At 65.8% G+C, this 22404-nt stretch carries 14 protein-coding genes and 1 pseudogene; 12 read left to right on the top strand and 3 right to left on the bottom strand.

Going from position 1 to position 22404, the window contains the following annotated elements:
• The first annotated feature begins 233 nt into the window (after positions 1-233).
• From ABDV69_RS04720 to ABDV69_RS04690, 7 genes are all read left to right on the top strand, one after another.
• The gene (locus ABDV69_RS04720; RefSeq protein WP_343572169.1) at positions 234-1151 is read left to right on the top strand and encodes a methyltransferase domain-containing protein; all 918 of its coding nucleotides are present in this window, start codon (positions 234-236) and stop codon (positions 1149-1151) included.
• A gap of 293 nt (positions 1152-1444) precedes the next feature.
• Complete coding sequence (locus ABDV69_RS04715) at positions 1445-3196, top strand: AMP-binding protein (RefSeq protein WP_343572168.1); 1752 nt, start codon at positions 1445-1447, stop codon at positions 3194-3196.
• 76 nt (positions 3197-3272) lie between these two features.
• Complete coding sequence (locus ABDV69_RS04710; RefSeq protein WP_343572167.1) at positions 3273-4139, top strand: cyclopropane-fatty-acyl-phospholipid synthase family protein; 867 nt, start codon at positions 3273-3275, stop codon at positions 4137-4139.
• A gap of 33 nt (positions 4140-4172) precedes the next feature.
• A complete protein-coding gene (locus ABDV69_RS04705) occupies positions 4173-4958 on the top strand; it encodes an alpha/beta fold hydrolase (RefSeq protein WP_343572166.1) in 786 nt (261 codons plus the stop codon).
• A 142-nt stretch (positions 4959-5100) separates the two neighbouring features.
• Entirely contained in the window at positions 5101-5514 is a 414-nt protein-coding gene (gene tnpA, locus ABDV69_RS04700; RefSeq protein ID WP_343572165.1) for an IS200/IS605 family transposase, read from the top strand.
• Positions 5403-6746: a transposase gene (locus ABDV69_RS04695; RefSeq protein ID WP_343572164.1), complete on the top strand. Its 1344-nt coding sequence runs from the start codon at positions 5403-5405 to the stop codon at positions 6744-6746. The genes tnpA and ABDV69_RS04695 overlap by 112 nt, the downstream gene beginning before the upstream one ends.
• Before the next feature lie 76 nt (positions 6747-6822).
• The gene (locus ABDV69_RS04690; protein ID WP_343572177.1) at positions 6823-7476 is read left to right on the top strand and encodes a nitroreductase family protein; all 654 of its coding nucleotides are present in this window, start codon (positions 6823-6825) and stop codon (positions 7474-7476) included.
• A 12-nt stretch (positions 7477-7488) separates the two neighbouring features.
• Here ABDV69_RS04690 and ABDV69_RS04685 read toward each other — a convergent pair whose 3' ends face one another.
• Positions 7489-8637, bottom strand: a complete 1149-nt coding sequence (locus ABDV69_RS04685) for an LLM class flavin-dependent oxidoreductase (RefSeq protein WP_343572163.1) — start codon at positions 8635-8637, stop codon at positions 7489-7491.
• A gap of 90 nt (positions 8638-8727) precedes the next feature.
• Complete coding sequence (locus ABDV69_RS04680; protein ID WP_343572162.1) at positions 8728-10125, bottom strand: hypothetical protein; 1398 nt, start codon at positions 10123-10125, stop codon at positions 8728-8730.
• Positions 10126-10562: 437 nt separating this feature from the next.
• Here ABDV69_RS04680 and ABDV69_RS04675 point away from each other — a divergent pair, with 437 nt between their 5' ends.
• From ABDV69_RS04675 to ABDV69_RS04660, 4 genes and pseudogenes are all read left to right on the top strand, one after another.
• On the top strand, positions 10563-16049 hold the full coding sequence (locus tag ABDV69_RS04675; protein ID WP_343572161.1) for an acyltransferase domain-containing protein: 5487 nt from the start codon (positions 10563-10565) through the stop codon (positions 16047-16049).
• Positions 16046-19480 (top strand): annotated as a pseudogene (locus tag ABDV69_RS04670) (beta-ketoacyl synthase N-terminal-like domain-containing protein); the annotation flags it as partial. The gene ABDV69_RS04675 and the pseudogene ABDV69_RS04670, both read left to right, overlap by 4 nt.
• A 195-nt stretch (positions 19481-19675) precedes the next feature.
• Positions 19676-20044, top strand: coding sequence for an acyl carrier protein (locus ABDV69_RS04665; protein ID WP_343572176.1), 369 nt, complete (start codon positions 19676-19678; stop codon positions 20042-20044).
• A gap of 61 nt (positions 20045-20105) precedes the next feature.
• Positions 20106-21365, top strand: a complete 1260-nt coding sequence (locus ABDV69_RS04660) for a condensation domain-containing protein (RefSeq protein WP_343572160.1) — start codon at positions 20106-20108, stop codon at positions 21363-21365.
• Here ABDV69_RS04660 and ABDV69_RS04655 read toward each other — a convergent pair.
• A complete protein-coding gene (locus tag ABDV69_RS04655) occupies positions 21358-22188 on the bottom strand; it encodes a class I SAM-dependent methyltransferase (protein WP_343572159.1) in 831 nt (276 codons plus the stop codon). The two genes, ABDV69_RS04660 and ABDV69_RS04655, sit on opposite strands and share 8 nt — an antisense overlap.
• 16 nt (positions 22189-22204) lie before the next feature.
• Here ABDV69_RS04655 and ABDV69_RS04650 point away from each other — a divergent pair.
• Positions 22205-22404, top strand: a 200-nt coding sequence (locus ABDV69_RS04650; protein ID WP_343572158.1) for a hypothetical protein, incomplete at its 3' end; no start/stop codon positions are given.

Here is a 22404-nt window from a genome sequence, read left to right as displayed (position 1 = left end):
TCGTTCATAACAGTGGTACCTCCTGCCCCACGCCGGGGGCGGTTAGAACCACTTACACCGAATTAGCGATAGACCCTAACTGAGCGGCATTGGGGTTAGGCCAGGCGAGTAGCCGGCTGCGGGTCGCCAGTCGAGTCGCCATGTGTGCCGAGGCCCTGGCATCGATTGTTACCCTAGCCAGTGCTGCGGCCGCGTGGCTGACAGTAGTTGACGAGTAGATTAGGGCAGCGTTTGTGACAGTTCCAAGTCGCCTTCACGATGAAACCACCAGTGCTCGGCTGCGTCGCTGGGCGGACGAGAGTCGGCGGGCGACGCGCGTGTTGTTGTCGCGCTCCGACGGTTCAAAGACTGGTCAGATATACGACATTATCGGCACCCAGAACCTCTTTGGCGAGGAGTCGATGTTCATCAACTTCGGCTACTGGAAAAACAACCCCGCAACCCTGGACGCGGCGAGCAGCGAGCTGGCCCGTCTTGCCGCGCGGAGCGGTGACTTCAAGGCGTCGGACATTGTGGTGGACTGCGGGCCCGGCTACGGCGATCAAGATATCTTGTGGGCCAACGAATTTGGGGTAAAGCACATCACCGGAGTCAATGTGGCCGCCGAACAAATCGCGATCTCCACGCGCCGTGTGGAAGAAGCTGGGCTGGCCGACAGAATCACCTACATCAACGCGTCTGCCACCGATCTGCCGCTTGACGACGAATCGTGCACCAAGGTTGTCGCACTGGAATCGGCTTTTCACTTTCCGTCGCGCGTCGACTTCTTCTCCGAAGCGCTGCGGGTGCTCAAACCGGGCGGCTGCTTGGTGACGGCCGATATCGTTCCGAAACGAACGTTCCTCAATACGCGGTTTCGCAGGCAGGTTGACCGGCTCGGCTGGCGGGGTGCATCGCGCAAAGCGGTCCGGAAAGCGGCTAACGTCGTGGCCTACCGAGAACTGCTGCTCGACATGGGTTTTGCCGAAGCCGAAACCCAGTCCATCGCAAGCGACGTTTTCCGGCCGCTGGCCAAGTTTCTGTCAAAAAGCCTGTTTGCGCCGAACAGAAATTCTGTGAATCCGCTTCTCCGGTTGACGGTCAGGCCGGACAATTTTTGGATCCACGAATGGCACGTCGACTACATCTTGGCAGTGGCGCACAAGGCGTAACGCGCGTCCGACGGCACCGGGCATGTTCGCCGCCGTCATCGGAACCGGGCGCCCGGAAGGCGACTACGTCGCGACGCGTCCCTGTATGCCCGCTTCGGGTTCGCTGAGAATGTCTCCGCCGACCTGCTGATGTTTGCCGATCGCAGCAACGAGGTAACTCTTCGTCGGGCATTATGTGGTGAGTGAGCGAAGCCGTCAGCTCACCGAAGTCGTCACGAAGTGCCCGACACCGTCGTCGTGGCGTCTGCACCGTGGCTGTGCCGTCACTCATCACCACTATGGGAGTAACACCGATGTCAGCAATGGAACTAACCTTGTCGGCTTGGCTGGCGGACTGGGCCCGCCAGCAGCCCGATGCGCCTTTGTTCACCTTCGTCGACTACCAGGTCGACCCGGCCGGGCGTCCCAAGGTCTTGACGTGGTCCCGGGCGCAGCAGGGCGCGCAGGTGGTCGCCGATGCGCTGGCGTCGTGCGGGGCGCCCGGCGACCGGGTGGCGATCTGCGCTCCGCAGGGCCTGGAATACGTCATCGGGGTGCTCGGCGCCATGTGGGCCGGTTTCGTCGTGGTCCCGCTCTCGGTGCCGATGCTCGGCGTCCACGACGAGCGGGTCGTCACGGCGCTCACCGACAGCGCCCCGGCAGCGGTGTTGACCACATCGGCGGTCGCCGACGGCGTCGTCGCGTGCGTCAACGGCTTACCCGGCTCGACACCGACGGTGATCGAGATCGACGCGCTTGACCTCTACGCACCGCAGACCTCGCCGCCCGCCGACCGGCTGCCGAGCGCCACGGCCCTGCTGCAGTACACCTCGGGGTCGACCCGTGCGCCCGCCGGCGTGGCGGTGACGCACCGCAACATGATGGTGAACCTCGAGCAGATCATGGCCGACTACTTCGAACCCCAGGGCGGAATTCCGCCCCGCGATTGCACCCTGGTGTCCTGGCTGCCGTTCTATCACGACATGGGCCTGATGTTCGGCATCTTCATCCCGGTCAGATTCGGTCTGCAGTCGGTGCTGATGGACCCGGTCGCCTTCCTGCAGAAGCCAGCCCGATGGATGCGCCTGGTGGCCAGTCACACCGCTTCTGTCACGCCGGCGCCGAACTTCGCCTACGAGCTCACCGCACGGCGCACGTCTGACGAGGACATGGCCGGACTCGACCTCGGCCACGTGCACAGCTTTATCAACGGCGCCGAACGGGTACACGCCCCGACCGTGAAGCGTTTCCTGGACCGGTTCGCCCAGTTCAACCTTTCCGAGACGTCGCTACGAGCGGCGTATGGGCTGGCCGAGGCCACGGTGTACGTGACGACGTCCAACCCGGGGCGGCCCGCGCCACGGGTCCGTTTCGACTACGAGAAGCTCACGGCCGGCCACGCGCAGCGCTGCGGCGACGAAGTGCCCGGTTCCGAGCTGGTCAGCCACGGCACACCGCGAGCCTGCACCGTGCGCGTCGTCGACCCCGAGACCCGCGTGCAGAACCCGGCCGGGAAGGTCGGTGAGATCTGGGTGCACGGCGACAACGTCGCCACCGGCTATTGGAAGAACCCGGAGCTGTCCGAGCGGACCTTCGGCGGTGAGCTGGTCGACCCGTCGCCTGACACGCCGCGTGGGCCGTGGCTTCGCACCGGAGACGTCGGGGTGATCTCCGACGGTGAGCTGTTCATCATCGGCCGGATCAAGGACATGCTGATCGTCGACGGGCGCAACCACTACCCCGACGACATCGAGGCAACGATCCAGGACATTACCCGCAGCCGGGCCGCCGCGATCGCCGTCGCCGACGAGGGGCGTGAGCAACTGGTGGTGGTCATCGAGTCCAAGCAGCGTGGCAACTCCGAGGTGGAGATGCGAGAGGGTCTGGACACGGTCAAGCGGGACGTGTCGGTGGCGGTCTCCAGGTCGCACGGGCTGCGGGTGTCCGACCTGGTGCTGGTAGCGCCGGGTTCTATCCCGATCACCACCAGCGGTAAGGTCCGCCGCTCGGCGTGCGCCGAACGCTACCGCCAGGACGATTTCGACCGACTGGACGTGTCCGCGTGACGCGGCGCCGGTGACTCATGCGCTGACCGGCGCAAAGGTTCAGGTCGGGAATTCACACTAGGAATGGAGTATCAAAATGACATCGGTAAGCGAACGCGGAGCATCAGCTGAATCCATTCAGCACCATTACGATGTGGGCAACGCGTTTTACTCGCTGTGGCTCGACGAGTCCATGACGTATTCGTGTGCGCTGTGGCAGGGCCACGACGACAGCCTGGCCGCGGCGCAGGCCCGCAAAATCGACCACCTTGCCGCGCTGGCCGGGGTCAGCAAAGGACACCGGGTACTCGACATCGGCTGCGGGTGGGGATCGACGATGCGACGGCTGGTGACCGAGCACGGCGCCGAGCACGTCACCGGGCTGACCCTGAGCGAGGCGCAGGCCCGCCAGGTGGAAGACCTGGGCGATCCTCGCCTGGATGTTCGGGTGCAGGACTGGGCGGACTTCGTCGCAGATGAGCCCTATGACGCGGCGATCAGCATCGGGGCCATGGAGCACTTCGCGAAATTCGGGTGGGATCGGTCGCAAAAAATCGCCGGATATCGCCGATTTTTCCAAAAGTGCTACGACTCGCTCAAACCCGGCGCCGGTTTTGCGTTGCAAACGATCGGCAAGGGGAACGTCAAGCTCGACGAGCAGGGGCTCAAAGAGACGCTGTTCATCATGGAGCACATCTTTCCCGAATCTGATCCGCCCCGGCTGGCCGAAATCATGCATGCCGCCGAGAAGCTCTTCGAGGTGCAATACGTCGTCAACCATCGGGAACATTACGCGCGTACCTGTGCGGCATGGCTCGACATGCTCCGGGCGAACAGCGCGGCGGCCACCGAAATCACCGGCCCGGAGAAGGTGGCGGTGTATGAGGCGTACCTGGAAGCCTCGATCCGGCAATTCCAACTCGGACACGCGAACCTCTACCGCATCCAGCTGTGCCGGGTGTGACATCCGCGGCGGCGCCGTCGCACTGAGCCCGCCATGCTCGAGGTGATCGACAAGGGGTGCCGCAGCGAATCGCATCCCGCGCCATTGCTCTTCGTTCATGGGGCCTGGCACGCGGCATGGTGTTGGGATGAACATTTCCTCGGCTATTTCGCCGACAAGGGTTATCACGCCCTGGCGGTGAGCCTTCGCGGTCACGGGGGCAGCCCGACCGTCAAGCCGCTGCCTGCTTGTTCGCTCGCCGATTGTGTCGAAGATGTCAACGCGGTTGCCGACAGCCTGCCCAGCAGACCGGTGGTGATCGGCCACTCCCAGGGCGGCATCGTCGTGCAGAAGTATCTGGAAACCCACGACGCACCCGCAGGCGTGCTGCTGGCGTCCACGCCCCCGCAGGGGAACTTCGGGTCCGCTGTGCGCTGGGCCAGACAGCACCCGTGGCATTTCCTGAAGATCGCCGTCACCGGCAGGTCACTGGCCTACGTCAACACCCCCCGGCTCGCGCGGGAGCGGTTTTTCTCCGCACACACCCCGGCCGTCGAGGTGGCGGATTACGCGCAGCGGCTGGGCGAACAGAGCACCCGAATCGCGTTGGACTGCTGTGTGCTCAATCTGCCCCGGCCCGAGCGGGTGAGCGCGCCGCTGCTGGTCCTCGGGGCGCAGGAGGACGGTGCGCACACCGTGAAAGAAGTCCGGGCAACGGCACGCGCGTACCACACCGAGGCCGAGTTTTTCCCCGACATGGGACACGACATGATGCTCGAACCGGGCTGGGCCGCGGTGGCCGAACGGATCCACTGCTGGCTGAGTGCCCGCGGGCTGTGAAGAACTGGACGGTAGCGTCGCCGGTATGACCGAGACTTTCTTCGGCGCAAGCCCTCGACTTCAGTCGGGGGATAGCCGATCCCGTCTTTTCGGTCCGCGTAGCGGGCCGTGTTTGTCGTAGGTGGGGTTTATCGTGAGGTTCATGCAGTATCGGTCGACACGTAAATCGGTGTTTTCGGTTAAGTACCATGTGATTTGGTGCCCGAAGTACCGCCGTGATGTGTTGGGTGGGCCGATCCAGACGCGGTTGGAACAGATCATCGGTGAAGTGGTCGCCGAGTTCGGGGGGATCGTGATCGAGGTCGCGACGACGCCCGATCATGTGCTTCTACTCGTCGAGTTGCCACCGCAGGTGGCGGTATCCAAACTCGTCCAGATCCTCAAGGGCAGGTCGTCACGGCTGCTGCGCCAGGAGTTCGCGCATCTGGCGCGGATGAAGTGTTTATGGTCGCCGTCCTGGTTCGTCTCCACTGTCGGTGGCGCCCCGCTGGACGTGGTCAGGCGGTATGTGGAGAACCAGATGGTGGCCGCTGCGCGCCATGGGAAGGTGGCGTAGCGGTGGCGCACCGGTACCGGTTATATCCGACCAGCGAGCAAGCAGCGTTCATGCTGTCCAGGCACTGTGCTGATGCCCGTTATGTGTGGAATCTTGCTGTGGAGCAGTTCAATTGGGGTCGGTCGGGGCGCTCAGCGCCGGGACCGGCTGCCCGGCAGAAACAACTCGCCGCGGCCCGGCAAGCGTTCGACTGGCTGGCGGCAGGATCATCGTCGGTGCAGCAGCAGGCGTTGCGGGACTTCGACCGCGCCGCAGCGGCGTACTTCGCCGGTACCCACCGGCGGCCGACATGGCGGCGCAAGTGTGTCGATGAGGGATTCTGTGTCCGCGATAGCCGCGTAGAGGGCGTCAACCGTAAGTGGGCGCAGGTGTTCATCCCCAAGCTCGGGTTGGTGAAGTTCCGGCTGTCGCGCCCGCTGCCGGCCGGGAAGCTGGGCATGGCCCGGATTACCTGTAAAGCGGGCCGCTGGTATGTGGCGTTTCCTGCCCCGCAACCGTCGGTCACTGCCGTGGCGGGCAGACAGGGACGGGCCGTCGGTATCGATCGGGGCGTCAGAACCACGCTCGCGTTGTCGGATGCCACGATGCTACGGGCGCCGATCATGCGCCGCGGCGAGCAGAAGACGCTGGTGCGGCTACAGCGTCAGCTTGCCCGCTGCCGCAAGGGCAGTATCCGCCGCGGCAAGGTGAAAGCGCGGATCGCACGGCTACACGCCGGGGTGTCTGATCGGCGGCGGGACTGGGTCGAGAAAACCACCACACGAATTGCTGCCACCTACGGTGTGGTGGCGGTGGAGAAACTCGCGGCCCGCAACATGGTGCGCGCGCCGAAACCCAAACCCGACCCCGACATGGTGGGGCACTACCTGCCGAACGGGAAAGCCTCGAAAGCTGGTTTGAACAAGGGGATTTACGCGAACTGCTGGGGTGTGATCGCCCAGCGGCTCGACCACAAGATGTCCGCGTCCGGCACCAAGCTGGTGTTTGTGCCGGCCGCGTACAGCAGTCTGAAGTGCCGCAACTGCGGCCACAGCGTGAAGGAAAACCGTAAGAGCCAAACGGAATTCCGTTGCGTGCGATGTGGCCACGAAGACCACGCGGATATTCAGGCGGCCAACACCATCCTTGCCCGGGCCACCGCGCCCGCGCTCACCTCCGGACCGGAGGCAACACCCGTCGATGCGGGTGTGCTCGCGCAAGCGAGAAGACCCGATGACGCGCAAGCGGCATAGGGAATCCCGCGATCTTCAGTCGCGGGAGAAGGTCAACGAGTCACCGATCGCCGCGCAGGCACTGGCCGGCCTGCAGATGCCACTCGTCGAGGCGATGATGACCCAGCGCGCCGTGCGCCGCGTCCGACCCGACCCCGTCGATGACGTGCTGGTGCGCACCTGCATCGAGTTGGCGCTTCGCGCACCGACCGGCGCCCACGGCCAAAACTGGGAATTCGTCGTCGTCACCGACAGGCGCACCAAGGCCAAATTGGCCAAGCGCTACCGGCAGGTGTGGTCAGTGTATTACCGCGTGGTCATCAAACGGGTCGCCGCCCGCGACGAGTCGATGGCCAAGGTTGCGCGCGCGGTGCAGTGGCAGGTCGACCACTTCGCCGAGATCCCGGTCCTGGTGGTGGCGTGCCTGCGGTCGGACGCGCGGGGCGAAAAGCGGCCGCTACTGCCGTCGCCGCACACCGCGGAGTCCGGCTACTACGGGTCGATTTACCCCGGTGTGCAGAACCTGTTGCTGGCCGCCCGGGCGATGGGTCTGGGTGCGTCGCTGATCACCTTGCCGCTGTGGGGTGTGGCATCGGCGCGCAGGACGCTGGGATTGCCGCGTTCGGTGACACCGCTGTGCGTGGTGCCCCTCGGCTGGCCGCGTGGGCGTTACGGACCCACCACGCGCAAACCGGTCACCGACGTGGCCCACCTCAATCGGTACGGCAATCGAGCCTGGTCCGACACGTGAGACACCGGCCGTTCACAGACTTTTGAGTCTGCGCAGGATCTTGAGGAACGGCGCCGTCGCGGCCACCGTCTTGCGCAGTCGCGGATTGACCGGGCTGCCGTTGATGATCAGCGGGTATCGCAGTCCGTGATCGCGCCATTCCGCCATCTGCTCGACGACTTCGTCGGGGGTGCCGTTGAACATCAGCTCTTTCATCAGTGCCGCGGGAACCTGTGCGGTATAACCCAAAACCGTTTCCTGGTCCATCAATTGGGGAACCAAATCCTGCACACCGGAGAAGTCGGCGCCCAGAGGATGCTCGACGCCGTGTCGCGTCCACGCCTCGGCAGGCGCCGCCAGGGCGGAGGCTTTCATGATGACCGAGTCCAACGCCTCATCGACGTCGTCGCGACTGCGCCCGGTGACCACGAGACGGTTCAGCGCCGGGATGACCGACATCGGGTCCCGACCGGCATCGGAGGCTGCCGCCCGGACAGCCTCGAGGGAGCGGGCGTAGTCGACGGGTCGGGACACCACGAAGGGGACCCACGCGTCGCCGTAGCGTCCGGTGATCCGCAGCATCCGCGGACCGTGGCCGGCCACCCAGATCTCCGGCTGTCTGCCACGGTACGGCGGCAGCGCGAACACGGCGTCGCGCAACGGGAAGTACGGGGAATCACGCGAGACCAGTTCGCCGCCCGAATCCCACAGCGCGCGGATGGTGGCGATCGCCTCTTCCAGTTGCGCAACAGGTTTGGCCCGCGCAACGCCGTAGGGTTCGTTGCCTTCGCGTTCCCCGACGCCGATCCCGAGGATGGCGCGACCCCGGGTGAGCAGATGCAGGGTCGCGGCGGCTTGCGCCGTGACCGCCGGATGGCGACGACTCGCGTCGGTGACGCACACACCGAGTCGCAACCGGCGCACCCGGTTGCGGGCGGCGAGATGTCCGAGCATGGTCCACGGTTCCAGGACGGCATCGACACTGGGCACCAATTTCGCTGTGACGCCGAGATACTCGGACGTCGCGATCGACTGCGGCAGCGGCGCGTTGAGATGGTCACCGACCCAGAACGAGTCGGCGCCGGTCGCAGCGGCGCTCAGGTAACTCGCCTGCGGCAGGATGGTCGGCGAGAAGCGGAAGTTCACGATCCCGTCGAGGATGCCGAATCGAAATTTAGTCATCAATACCCAAACCTACCCGCGGCGACGCCACGCCCGGCCACGCGGACCGTGCGGGCGGTCGCACTCGAGTGCGGCTCAACCCCAACAGATTCAGGGGATGAGTGCCGACAGGTCAGTCGCCAGGTTGGGGAAAAGTGAGCTGAGGTCGCTGACCAGCGCGCTGGTATCGGCGCTGCTGGCAACGCCGGCGTACGTGCTGGGATCCAGGTAGCCTTCCAGGCCGTGCGCCAGGTACTGGAAGCCCTGCTCGAGACCGGGAAGCAGCGACGACGCGGTGTCGGTGTACCCAGAAAGCGGCTCGGCGCCGTCGTTGGGCAGCAGGAACTCGTTGGGTATGCCGGTGAGATCCTTCAGCTCGCCGCCGATCAGGTCGGGAATGCTGTACAGGCTCGGCGCACCCCAGTACAAGAAACTGCCCTCGACGCCAAAGTTGAAATCGTAGTTGAAGTCGTAGGCCAGCAGTTCGTTGTCGGTGAGCAGGTTGGCCAGGGTGGGGAACTGGATCGGGTCGGCCGACGGACTTGACTCCAGATTGGTCAAGATGGCACTCAGGTCCAAATTTGGACTCAAGGTCACGTGTTGACCGGACCAGATGACGTCTTCGCCCGCCGTGCCGCCGGAATTGACGACGCCTGTCGCGCTGGTCGCGCCCACGGTGTCTTCCAGGACCGTCGGATAGGTGTAGCCGGAAGGGGAAAACAGCTGCGAAGCCGGTACGTGGAACCATTGGCCGAGATAATCGGTGAAACTGGCGCACTGGAACTCGCAGTTGACGTCGGCCCCATCGACGGCCTCGGCCTGCAGCACCCCCTGTACCTGCTCGGCGATGGGCTCGCTGAACTGGAACGGCAGCAAGAAATGGGCCAGTCCGTCCAGCTGCGGGTAGTTGCCGTCGTCCCAACCCCAGGTGTTGCCGACGGATTCATAAAGGTAACTGCCGGTCCCACCGAGAGCGTATTGATCCGTGGCCGGGTCGACACCTCCATTGGCCACGGTTGCGCCGGGTGGAATCCATCCCGCCACCCCCCCGACAGAGCCGCCCGGGCCGAGGGCGAACCCGTACTCCTGCTCGGCCAACGATTCGTAATACGGAATGTTGACGATGTCGGCGAACAGGTTGTACAGGATGTTCTGCGGGCCGTCGAGACCGCTGGGGTCGGCCAGTTTACCGAGGTTGGTCAGGTCGCTGGCGGTGCCGCTGGAGTTGAGCAGGCTGTCCGCGTCGTTGACCAGAGTAGTCAGACCGGTGGCGTCGTTGATGCTGGTGAAGTCACTTTCGATGGTGGCCAGGTTGGTCACCGGGGTGCCTCCGAGGACGCCGCTGACCAGGGCATCGAAGTCGGCCGCCGCGGTGGAGTCCACCAGACGCACATCACCGCGGGCGACCCGAGGCGCGGCGGGTCGCGATAGGTCCGGTGTGACGGCGATCAGGCCCGACGCCATCAGCGCCGAGCCCGCCATCGCACATGGAACAACAGCTATCCGCACGATTTTTCCTCCCAGACTTTCGCGCTCGCCCCCGGCCTACCTGAAAGCTACCTTAGAACGAGAGAGGTTTTCAACAGGCCACCCCCCGAAACTCTGAGTTTCGCCGACTTCGGCGAGGGGGTACCTCACAGCCGCTGGTGTTAACCTCCGCTTCATCGGGTAATGCTGCAAAAGCAGCTGATGTAGTCCGCAGGTCTTGATCGGCAGGGGATTATCGCAGTGTGAGCTGGAGTGTTGTGGCAACTGGTGCGCCAACTGCGCAGGTCCGGCCGAGGCCGGATGCGCGCCTGGCTGACCACGAATCGCAGTCCGCTGGAGACGGTGGGACTTAATTTTTCTCAGGTCTGACGGCGGTAGTCGGCCGACGGCCAGTTCTTCCGCTTCGGGTGCGCCGAGCGTCGCATGCAAGGCGCCTTCAATCAATGGGACATGACGCTATGACTTCTTTCGACGAAGCCGAACTCCGACACTGGCTGACCGACCAGCTGGTCACCACGATCGGCTGCAATCCAGACGACGTCGACGTCGACGCCTCTTTGAAAGACCTGGGCGTCGGGTCGCGAGACTCGGTCGTGTTGGCCGGTGAGTTGTCCGAGCTGCTCGGCCGGCCGGTGTCGCCGCTGGAGTTCTGGCAGCACCCGACCATCAACGATTTGGCGCGGTTTCTGGTCACCGGCGAAACCGACTCGAGGGTCGATTCGGTACCGGGTCCCGATCGTGTGGGTGGTGATGAGCCGGTTGCGGTGGTGGGTGTGGGTGCCCGGTTGCCGGGTGGGATTTGTGGGCCGGATGGGTTGTGGGAGTTTTTGGGTGCGGGTCGCTCGGCGGTGGGGCTGGTGCCGGGGGATCGGTGGGCGCGTTTTGAGGATGGGTCTGCGCAGGTGGCGGCGGCGTTGTCGGCCACGACGCGGTGGGGTTCGTTTTTGAGTGATGTCGATGCCTTTGATGCGGAGTTCTTCGAGATCTCGCCGCGGGAGGCGGCCAAGATGGATCCTCAGCAGCGGTTGTTGCTGGAGGTGACTTATGAGGCGTTGGAGCATGCCGGGATTCGGGCGGATGCGTTGCGGCGTACCCAGACGGGGGTGTTCGTCGGTGCGTGTGCTGGTGAGTACGGGTATCTGGCGTCGGCTGATCTCAGTGCGGTGGATGCGTGGTCGGGCACGGGTGGTGCGCTGAGCATCATCGCTAATCGGGTGTCGTATTTCTTTGATGTGCGGGGGCCGTCGGTGACGGTGGACACGGCGTGTTCGTCGTCGTTGGTGGCGTTGCATTTGGCGGCGCAGAGTCTGCGCAGCGGGGAGTCGAGTCTGGCGATTGTGGGTGGGGTCAATCTGGTGTTGTCGCCGGCGGTGACGCGCAGTTTCGATGCTGCTGAGGCGATGTCGGCGTCGGGTCGGTGTCGTGCGTTTGATGCTGATGCCGATGGGTTTGTCCGTGGTGAGGGTTGCGCGGTGGTGGTGCTCAAGCGGCTCTCGGATGCGGTGCGTGATCAGGATGCGGTGTTGGCGGTGGTGCGGGGGTCGGCGGTCAATCAGGATGGCCGGTCCAATGGGTTGATGGCGCCCAATCCGGCGGCGCAGATGGCGGTGCTGCACGCGGCCTACGCCAACGCCGGGGTGGCCCCGCACGAGGTCGATTACGTCGAGGCGCACGGCACCGGCACGTTGCTGGGTGATCCGATCGAGGCCCGCGCGCTGGGCACGGTGCTGGGCCGGGCGCGCCCGCCCGGCGCCCCGCTGCTGATCGGCTCGGTCAAATCGAATCTCGGTCATCTCGAGGCGGCGGCGGGGATCGTGGGTTTCATCAAGGCGGTGCTGGCTGTGCGGCATGGTCGTATTCCGGCGAATCTGGAGTTCGGCAACCCCAACCCGCACATCCCGTTTGACGACTTGGGCTTGAAAGTGGTGGCGGCGCCCACGGATTGGCCGGTGACCGACTATCCGCGGCGGGCGGGGGTGTCGTCGTTTGGTTTTGGTGGCACTAATGCCCATGTGGTGGTCGAGCAGGGGCCTGATCCGGTGGCGGTGGATGCCGCCGCGGGGGCCGGGTCTGCGGGTGTGGTGACGACGTTGGTCATCGGGGGCAAGACCGATGAGCGGGTGGCCTCGATGGCGGCGATGGTGGCGCAGTGGATGGACGGGGCCGGGGCGCAGGTGGGGCTGGCTGATGTGGCGCACACGCTCAATCATCATCGCAGTCGTCAGTCCCGGTTTGCCACGGTGGCGGCCTGTGATCGTGAGCAGGCGGTGGCGGGGTTGCGGGCGTTGGCGGCGGGCCGCTCCGCGGCGGGGGTGGTGGCCCCGCATCAGGGGCAGTGCCGGGCCGGGACGGTGTTCGTCTATTCCGGGCAGGGGTCGCAGTGGCCGGGGATGGGCCGGCAGTTGTTGGCCGATGAGCCGGTGTTTGCCGCGGCGATCGAGGAGTTGGAGCCGATCTTTGTTCAGCAGGCCGGGTTTTCGTTGCGTGCGGTGCTGGCCGGTGGTGAGCCGCTGACCGGGATCGAGCGGATCCAGCCGGTGCTGGTGGGGATGGGTGTGGCGTTGACCAAACTGTGGCGGTCCTATGGGGTGCACCCCGATGCGGTGATCGGGCACTCGATGGGTGAGGTGACCGCGGCGGTGGTCGCCGGGGCGTTGAGTCCGGCCGAGGGGTTGCGCGTCATCACCACCCGCTCGGCACTGATGGCCCGACTGTCCGGACACGGCGCGATGGCGCTGCTCGAGGTCGATCCCGACAGCGCAACTGCGTTGGTCGCCGACTACCCCGGGGTCACGGTTGCGGTGTATGCCTCGCCCCGTCAAACGGTGATCGCCGGCCCACCCGAGCAGGTGGATGCGGCGATCGCCACGGTGGCCGCCCAGGATCGACTGGCGCGACGCATCGAGGTCGACGTCGCGTCCCACAACCCCATCATCGATCCGGTGCTCCCGGAGTTGCGGACCGCGCTTGCCGACTTGACTCCGCGGCGGCCGACCATTCCGATCATCACCACGTCCCACGACCACGAATCAAGCGCCGCAACAGCTTTCGACGCTGACTACTGGGCGGCCAATTTGCGTAACCCGGTGCGGTTCAGTCAGGCCATCGCTGCCGCCGGCGCCACGCACGGCACCTTCGTGGAAGTCAGCCCGCATCCGGTGCTGACCTACGCAATCACCGACACGCTCGCCGCGGTTCACCACCACAGTGTGCCCACGCTGCAGCGCGACACCCACGACACGTGGACGTTCCACACCAACCTCAACACGACCCACACCACCGCACCGCCGGAGGCCGACCATCCCGCCGAACCCCATCCGCAGCTGCCGAGCACGCCGTGGCGCCACACCCGGCACTGGCTAGACGAGCCGGTTCGCCTCCAGGAAGCCGGGTCCGCCCCGAAGTACGGCACGCTGCTCGGTGCGCACATCGGCGTGGCAACCAAACCGGCTGCCCGGCTTTGGCAATCGAGGCTGCAGCCCGGAGCCAAACCGTATCCCGGTTTCCATCGAATTCACGGCGTGGAAGTGGTTCCGGTATCGGTGCTGTTGCAGACACTTGCCACCGCCGCAGCCCACTGCGGTGCGCCAGCACTATCCGACATCCGATTCGAGTACCCGATCGTCGTCGACCAGGCGCGGGCGATCCAAGTGCTCGTCGACGACGATTTCGTCACGGTGTCGTCGCGTCCGGCGGACGCTGCGCCCCCCTACCACTGGGTCAAGCACCTCAGCGGCCGGCTGGCACCGCGTTCGCCCGGCCGTACCCTTTCCGGCGGCGCCGCGGATCTGACCGATGATGCCGCATCACACAACGGTCGGGAAATGCCATCGGCGGCAGAGGTTTCCCAGGCATGGGGTGTCGAGGGGCAGCCGTTCGACTGGTCGGTGGAAAAATTACGCTCCACACCGGACGGCCTGTTCGGCGAGGTCTTTTCGAACGAGAAGTCGACGGTGGCGTTGCTTGACGCCGCGGTCCACCTGGCCCGTCTGACGGACGAGGTGGATTCGCGGCTCATGGTGCCGGCTTCGGTGGAAAACCTTTGGCTGGCAACAGCGCCCGACTCAGGCAAGGGCTCGGTGGAAATCCGACGAGTGGCTGGCGATGCCGGCGAGATCGTCGTCGACATCGCCGCGAAGACACCGGACGGTACTGCCTGTCTGGAGGTCCACGCGCTGCGATACGCCGACATTGAGACCGGCCCCGCGCACGCTACCGACCAGGACGCCGAGCCAGAATCGGTCGCGCATGCGATCGACTGGCAACCCTGGTCGCCGCCGCAGCGTGACGGGCAGACCACAGCATTGGGCGCACTGGCTGTCGTCGGTGCAAACAGCATTCGCTGCGCCCAATTGCAAAAGCAGTTCGCTCAGGCCGGGTACCCGCCCGCCGCCGTCGCCGAGGCGCGCTATGTCGTCTACCTCGCCGAGGCGAACGACGACGACAATCCGTTGGACCGTGCGGCCGAGATGTCGTCGCACGTGATCGACCTGGTGGATGGGCTGGTCAAGCGTGACGTGCGCCGCCCGGCAACGCTGTGGATCGTCACTCGTGATGTGGGCGAGGCCATCTCGAGCGCGGCGCTTCCCCAGAGCAGCCTGTGGGGACTCGCGGCGGTGATCGGGGCCGAGCACCCGGAACTATGGGGCGGACTCCTCGACACGCCGGCCGAGGTGGACCTCGGCGATTGGGTCGGCGCGCTGACCGGGGTACTGGCGACGCCGGCGAAATGCATTCTGGCGCTGCGCGATGGCGCGTTACTGGCACCGGCAATGGTGCCGGTGCCCGGTCAACCGGTGCGGGAACCGTTGCGGTGCCGCCCGGATGCGGCCTACCTGATCACCGGTGGCATGGGGGCGCTGGGTCTGCTGATCGCCGACTGGCTCGCAGACCACGGTGCACGCCGCCTGATACTGGTCGGCCGCACCCCGATACCGCCTCGGCCCGACTGGGACACCACCACCGATCCAGGCGCCCAACACAAGATCGCCGCGATCCGCTCGCTGGAAAGACGTGGCATCTCGGTCGACGCCGTGGCTCTCGACGTCGGCTCACCCGACGCGATCGGAGACTATGTGAAAACGCGGGCGGACGGCGGGGCGCCGCCGATCCGCGGAATCGTGCACGCTGCCGGGGTCGACGAGAGCGCACTTCTCACCGAGATGCCCGACGGAATGCTCGAGCGGGTGATGCGGCCGAAAATCGCAGGGGCACAGGCATTGCACCTGGCTTTCCCGCCCGGCCGGCTCGACTTCTTCTTCCTGACCGCTTCAGCCGGAACGGTTTTCGGAATTCCCGGTCAGGGTGCCTACGCTGCGGCCAACGCCTATCTTGACTGCCTGGCCCGTGCGCGCCACCGGCAGGGCTGCCATAGCGTGAGCCTGGACTGGGTAGCTTGGCGGGGGCTCGGATTCGCTGCCGACGCGGCGCTGACCGTCGCAGAAATCGAGCGCCTGGGGTCGCGGCCGGTGAGCGCGAAAGAGGCCTTCGCCGCATGGGAATACGTCGACCGCTACGACGTCGCGCAAGCAGTGATGGTCCCGATGCCCTCGGGTGAATCCAGCGGGCATCGCGAATCCACGTCGGCCCCGGCGTGGTTGCAGATGTCCGCCGAAGACCTGTCCCATGAGGTCGAGACCGGGCTGCGCGCGATCCTTATTCGCGAACTTCGGCTGCCGGACTCAGAACTTGAATCCGATCGGCCGTTCGCGGAGCTGGGCCTCAACTCGGTCATGGCGATGTCGGTTCGACGAGAGGTCGAGCAGCTCGCGGGAATCGAGATGTCTGCGACCATGCTCTGGAACTATCCGACGGTTGCGGCACTCACGGCGTACCTCGTCGAAAAACTCTCAGGGCGAATCGATTCGCCGGGTGACGCGGACGACCCGCCCCCATCGAGCCAGGTGCTCGACGCATTATTCGATCACGTGGAGGCTTCGCAATGACGGCGCACTCGAAGGCTGAGTTACGCACCTGGCTCGTCAACTATCTGATCGCCTACATCGGCTGCGAAGCCGATGAGATCGATCTGGACGCACCGTTCAAGGATCTGGGGATCGGGTCTCGTGACGCAGTGGTGTTGTCCGGTGAACTTGCCGAACTAGTCGGCCGTGCAGTGTCGCCGCTGGAGCTCTGGCAGCACCCGACGATCAACGACCTGGTCGAGTTCCTCACCACGCCCGAATCGGAAATAACGGCTGGCATGCATTCCGGCACAGCGGATTGCGCTGATCGTGTGGGTGCTGATGAGCCGGTTGCGGTGGTGGGTGTGGGTGCCCGGTTGCCGGGTGGGATTTGTGGGCCGGATGGGTTGTGGGAGTTTTTGGGTGCGGGTCGCTCGGCGGTGGGGCTGGTGCCGGGGGATCGGTGGGCGCGTTTTGAGGATGGGTCTGCGCAGGTGGCGGCGGCGTTGTCGGCCACGACGCGGTGGGGTTCGTTTTTGAGTGATGTCGATGCCTTTGATGCGGAGTTCTTCGAGATCTCGCCGCGGGAGGCGGCCAAGATGGATCCTCAGCAGCGGTTGTTGCTGGAGGTGACTTATGAGGCGTTGGAGCATGCCGGGATTCGGGCGGATGCGTTGCGGCGTACCCAGACGGGGGTGTTCGTCGGTGCGTGTGCTGGTGAGTACGGGTATCTGGCGTCGGCTGATCTCAGTGCGGTGGATGCGTGGTCGGGCACGGGTGGTGCGCTGAGCATCATCGCTAATCGGGTGTCGTATTTCTTTGATGTGCGGGGGCCGTCGGTGACGGTGGACACGGCGTGTTCGTCGTCGTTGGTGGCGTTGCATTTGGCGGCGCAGAGTCTGCGCAGCGGGGAGTCGAGTCTGGCGATTGTGGGTGGGGTCAATCTGGTGTTGTCGCCGGCGGTGACGCGCAGTTTCGATGCTGCTGAGGCGATGTCGGCGTCGGGTCGGTGTCGTGCGTTTGATGCTGATGCCGATGGGTTTGTCCGTGGTGAGGGTTGCGCGGTGGTGGTGCTCAAGCGGCTCTCGGATGCGGTGCGTGATCAGGATGCGGTGTTGGCGGTGGTGCGGGGGTCGGCGGTCAATCAGGATGGCCGGTCCAATGGGTTGATGGCGCCCAATCCGGCGGCGCAGATGGCGGTGCTGCACGCGGCCTACGCCAACGCCGGGGTGGCCCCGCACGAGGTCGATTACGTCGAGGCGCACGGCACCGGCACGTTGCTGGGTGATCCGATCGAGGCCCGCGCGCTGGGCACGGTGCTGGGCCGGGCGCGCCCGCCCGGCGCCCCGCTGCTGATCGGCTCGGTCAAATCGAATCTCGGTCATCTCGAGGCGGCGGCGGGGATCGTGGGTTTCATCAAGGCGGTGCTGGCTGTGCGGCATGGTCGTATTCCGGCGAATCTGGAGTTCGGCAACCCCAACCCGCACATCCCGTTTGACGACTTGGGCTTGAAAGTGGTGGCGGCGCCCACGGATTGGCCGGTGACCGACTATCCGCGGCGGGCGGGGGTGTCGTCGTTTGGTTTTGGTGGCACTAATGCCCATGTGGTGGTCGAGCAGGGGCCTGATCCGGTGGCGGTGGATGCCGCCGCGGGGGCCGGGTCTGCGGGTGTGGTGACGACGTTGGTCATCGGGGGCAAGACCGATGAGCGGGTGGCCTCGATGGCGGCGATGGTGGCGCAGTGGATGGACGGGGCCGGGGCGCAGGTGGGGCTGGCTGATGTGGCGCACACGCTCAATCATCATCGCAGTCGTCAGTCCCGGTTTGCCACGGTGGCGGCCTGTGATCGTGAGCAGGCGGTGGCGGGGTTGCGGGCGTTGGCGGCGGGCCGCTCCGCGGCGGGGGTGGTGGCCCCGCATCAGGGGCAGTGCCGGGCCGGGACGGTGTTCGTCTATTCCGGGCAGGGGTCGCAGTGGCCGGGGATGGGCCGGCAGTTGTTGGCCGATGAGCCGGTGTTTGCCGCGGCGATCGAGGAGTTGGAGCCGATCTTTGTTCAGCAGGCCGGGTTTTCGTTGCGTGCGGTGCTGGCCGGTGGTGAGCCGCTGACCGGGATCGAGCGGATCCAGCCGGTGCTGGTGGGGATGGGTGTGGCGTTGACCAAACTGTGGCGGTCCTATGGGGTGCACCCCGATGCGGTGATCGGGCACTCGATGGGTGAGGTGACCGCGGCGGTGGTCGCCGGGGCGTTGAGTCCGGCCGAGGGGTTGCGCGTCATCACCACCCGCTCGGCACTGATGGCCCGACTGTCCGGACACGGCGCTACGGTGCTGCCGGATGCTCCCGTGCTGGATACGGCGCTGCCGGAATTCCGGGCGGCGCTGGCCGATGTGGCACCGCGACCGACACGCATCCCGGTCATTGTCACCACCGGCGCCAAGCCGGTATTCGACGCTGACTACTGGGCGGAAACCCTTCGTGCCCCGGTGCGGTTGAGCCAGACCCTGGCGGCCGCCGGCGCCGACTACGGCACCTTTGTGGAGGTCAGCCCGCATCCGGTGCTGGCCGACGCGGTCAGCGACACGCTGGGTGACGATCATCACCACAGCATCGGAACCCTGCAGCGCGACACCCACGACACGTGGACGTTCCACACCAACCTCAACCGGACCCACACCACCGCACCGCCGGAGACCGATCATCCCGCCGGGCCCCACCCGGTTCTCCCGCCCACCCCCTGGCACCACACCCGGCATTGGATGAGCGCGCCGGAACCATCGGTGCGCCAGCCCGCATCGCACTGGCTGAGCATCACCGAACGGTTGGAAGCTGCCGTATCCGCGGCCCGACCCGGCACCGTGCTCGGCGAGCATGTGCGGATCGCCACCACGCCGGCGGTGCATCTGTGGCAGGCATCGCTGAACTCGGAAACCAAGCCTTACCCGGGCGCGTATCGCGTCGCCGGTGTCGAAGTGGTGCCGATATCCGTTCTTGTGCACACACTGTCATCCGCGGCAGCCGAATGCGGCGCAGCAGCACTGTCCGACGTCCGATTCGAGCAGGCGATCGTCGTCGACCAGCCGAGGGTCGTCCAGGTGGTCGCCGACGGCGAATCGGTCACGGTCTCATCAGGTTTGACGGTGGGTGGCTCCACGGACGGCTGGATCAGCCACGCCAGTGCCCGAATCGTGCACACGCCCCACGACGATCGCACACTCCAGCGCAGCACCCCGGACATGTCGGCCTGCGACGCGTCGTCGGTGACCGGATCGCGGGCCCAGTGCGGGATCGAGGGGCAGCCGTTCGCGTGGTCGATTCACTCGTGCCGGTCGGCACCGGACGCGTTTTACGCCGACGTGGTGCTGTCGGAGGCGTCGACGGTCGCACTGGCCGACGCCGCCGTCGACGTCGCGCGACTGGTGGACGGCGCCGGCCCTCGGCTGCTGGTGCCGATAGCCGCCGAAAGCGTCCGGTTGCACGCCGGTCTCGCTGATGCCCGCGGTGCCGTCGAGGTGCGTCGGCGCGACAGCAACGACAACGAGGTGATCGTCGACATCGTCGCGACGGCGCCCGACGGCACCATTTGCGTGGACATCCGGTCCCTTCGCTACGAAGCCGCGTCGCAGTCCGAATCGGCGCCGGTCACCTGGTCGCAGGTGTCCGGGGAGCAGATGGTCGACGAACTCGAGTCCAAGCTGCAAACCGTGCTCGCCCGCGAACTGGGGATGCCGACGTCAGCGGTGGGCGTGGACCGGGCGTTCCCCGAGTTAGGGCTCGATTCGACGATGGCGATGGTCGTCCTACGGGAGACCACCCGATTGGTGGGCTTCGAAGTACCGGCGACGATGTTATGGGAAAACCCGACCATCTCGTCGTTGGCCAGGTGTCTGGCGGACACGATTGCCGCACCGCAAGCAGCCGACGGCGTCTCCGAGGAGAACCTTGGCGGGGTCATGCTCGACTCGCCGAGCGGTGTGTTGGACGAGTTGTTCGACCACGTGGAGTCGGCGCCGGCAGGTAGCGAGCACGGTAGTTTGTGATCACAACGACGAGCCCGGTCGGCTCGTCATCGCGTTCGCAAACGGTCAGGGGAGTAAGGGATTGTTTCCATCATCGGTCATTCGCAAGCTGGCCAACAGCGAGGAAATGTTGGCCGCGACGGAGCATTTCGTGGGACTCGGCGCCCACCTCGAGGGGCCGATCGATATCGACGCTCTGTCGGACGCCTTCGACGCGCTGCTGGAGGCGCATCCGATCTTGTGCGCCCGTCTGGAGCGGGACGCCGAGGGGCGGCATCAGTTCGTCACCGATGACCTGCTGCACTCCGGCATCGAGGTTATCGAACTCGACGACCCGGACGCCGAAGCCCCCGCGCCGCACTTCGACCAGAGCGAGTCCCTGGTTGCGCTCCGGCTGACCATCCGCGCCGGGCAGGCGCACCCCACCCTGTATGTCCATCACGCCCTGGCCGACGGCCACCACATGTACGGCCTCATCGAGGAGTTGCTGTCCTTTTACACCGACCTGGTCTGCACCGGGAGCATCGGCCCGATCACCGCTGCGCCCGCGCCGCAATCGATCGAGGCTGTGCTTGCCGAGCGGGGCATCACGAAACAACAGCGCTCGGGGATCGAGCGATTCCTCCCGGCGATGTTCGCCTACGACCTGCCGCCGTCGCGACGAGGAGCTACCGGCGCCAAACCGGCTTCGCCGGTGCGTGTTCCGACGGTGTCGTGCCGGCTGAGCGAGCAGCAGACACACGCCCTCGTCGAGTTGTGCCGCGCCCACGGGCTCGGCCTGCATGCCGTGCTCTCCGCGGTCATCCTCATCGCGGAATGGCAGCTTCGGGGCCGGCTGAACGTCCCGGTGCCGTTCATCTACACCGTCGATCTGCGGTACTTCCTGTCGCCGCCGGTGTCGGCGACGGGGTGCACGAACCCGGTCGGATTGGGGACATATCTGGCCGAGATCGACCGCAAGACCGGCGTCATCGATCTCGCCCGCGACATCGCCGAAACTTTTCGGGCAGATCTGTCCGACGGGGTGATTCAACAGTCTCGGCTGCACTTCAGCCCGCAATACGACGGGAACGCGCCGGGCTTACCCGATGTCGTTCTTCTTTCCGACAATGGTCTGGTCCCCCCGGTGCGGACACCTCCGGATGTGCGAGTGACCGCCACTCACGGCGAGATGTACTTCGTCGTCAGCGCGGGAATCGAGATCTACTTCACCCAGATCTTCGCCGAGCAGCTCAACGTCGAGTACCACTCGCACGGTCCGGTGCCGGAACGGTCGATCGAGCTGATACGTTCGCTGCTCTGCGCCGTCGCCGAGCAGCACGCCGCCACCAGTGTCAGTTAACCGTCCCGAAGGCGTAACGGTGGTACTGCAGTGCCCGCCGCAGCGGCGGCACGGCGCGCACCAGGTGCCGCGCCAATTGGAAGACGGCCGACGCCCGGCGCAGCGTGTTCGCGTCGAAAAACGTTATGGCGGTGAGCAATCGGATCCCACGGACTCGGTCCACGACGTCCGCCGGACGATTGACGGCCCAATGCAGCGTCGAACCGGACTGCCGCTGCAGGCGGTGCGCCTTCTGCGAGCGGATGGTGAGCCAGTTGTAGAAGTCGATCTGCACTTCACCGGATTCGAATCGGTCGACGACATGTTGCAGCAGGGCGATGCCGTCGCTTTCGGTCAGGTACATGCTGATGCCCTCGGCCAGGAACAGGACGGGCCGGTCGGCGGGGATTCGGTCGAGCCAGGACGGATCGGTGGCGGCCGTGGCAATCAGGTGATATCGCGGGCGGCTCGGAAAAACCTTCTGCCGCAGTGCGATTACCGCAGGATAGTCGACGTCGTACCATTCGACGTCCGGGCCGGGGTCCAGCCGGAACACCCGGCTGTCCAGACCGCAGCCCAGATGCACCACGGTCGCGTGCGGGTTGGCGGCCAAGAATTCGCGGGCCCAAATGTCGTACTGGGCGGTCCGCACCGTCACCAGCGGCGTCCAGCGGTCGGAGACCTTGAGTTCGCGCCAGTCGTAGTCGATTCGGTCGACCGCGCCCTTCGCGAATTCGTCACCGAGGATGGGCCGATCCCAGTCGGCGTCCAGCGCTTTGCAGTACAGCGTCGTCAGCATAGTCTGTGCGGGGCCGCTGAGGTCGACGGCGACTTTGTCGTTCACGGCCCAGAGCCTAGTGGTGATCGCCAGCGCGGCAGAGCCGGGCGCAGCGGGTCACCACCTGATCAACCTAGTGGTGATCGCCAGCGCGGCAGAGCCGGGCGCAGCGGGTCACCACCTGATCAACCTAGTGGTGATCGCCAGCGCGGCGGAGCCGGGCGCAGCGGGTCACCACCTGATCGGGCCAGTGCGCGACCTTCGACAATGGAGATGTGATGA

The sequence above is a fragment of the Mycobacterium sp. genome, from assembly GCF_039583785.1.
Lineage (GTDB): Bacteria > Actinomycetota > Actinomycetes > Mycobacteriales > Mycobacteriaceae > Mycobacterium.
This window is presented reverse-complemented; position numbering and strand designations above follow the sequence as displayed.

What these genes read in the sequence shown, in the direction of transcription:
- ABDV69_RS04690 (WP_343572177.1), top strand. Translation starts at nt 6,823, where the DNA reads ATGCCACTCGTCGAGGCGATGATGACCCAGCGCGCCGTGCGCCGCGTC.
- ABDV69_RS04695 (WP_343572164.1), top strand. Translation starts at nt 5,403, where the DNA reads ATGGTCGCCGTCCTGGTTCGTCTCCACTGTCGGTGGCGCCCCGCTGGA.
- ABDV69_RS04710 (WP_343572167.1), top strand. Translation starts at nt 3,273, where the DNA reads ATGACATCGGTAAGCGAACGCGGAGCATCAGCTGAATCCATTCAGCAC.
- ABDV69_RS04675 (WP_343572161.1), top strand. Translation starts at nt 10,563, where the DNA reads ATGACTTCTTTCGACGAAGCCGAACTCCGACACTGGCTGACCGACCAG.
- ABDV69_RS04665 (WP_343572176.1), top strand. Translation starts at nt 19,676, where the DNA reads ATGGTCGACGAACTCGAGTCCAAGCTGCAAACCGTGCTCGCCCGCGAA.
- ABDV69_RS04715 (WP_343572168.1), top strand. Translation starts at nt 1,445, where the DNA reads ATGTCAGCAATGGAACTAACCTTGTCGGCTTGGCTGGCGGACTGGGCC.
- tnpA (WP_343572165.1), top strand. Translation starts at nt 5,101, where the DNA reads ATGCAGTATCGGTCGACACGTAAATCGGTGTTTTCGGTTAAGTACCAT.
- ABDV69_RS04685 (WP_343572163.1), bottom strand. Translation starts at nt 8,637, where the DNA reads ATGACTAAATTTCGATTCGGCATCCTCGACGGGATCGTGAACTTCCGC.
- ABDV69_RS04705 (WP_343572166.1), top strand. Translation starts at nt 4,173, where the DNA reads ATGCTCGAGGTGATCGACAAGGGGTGCCGCAGCGAATCGCATCCCGCG.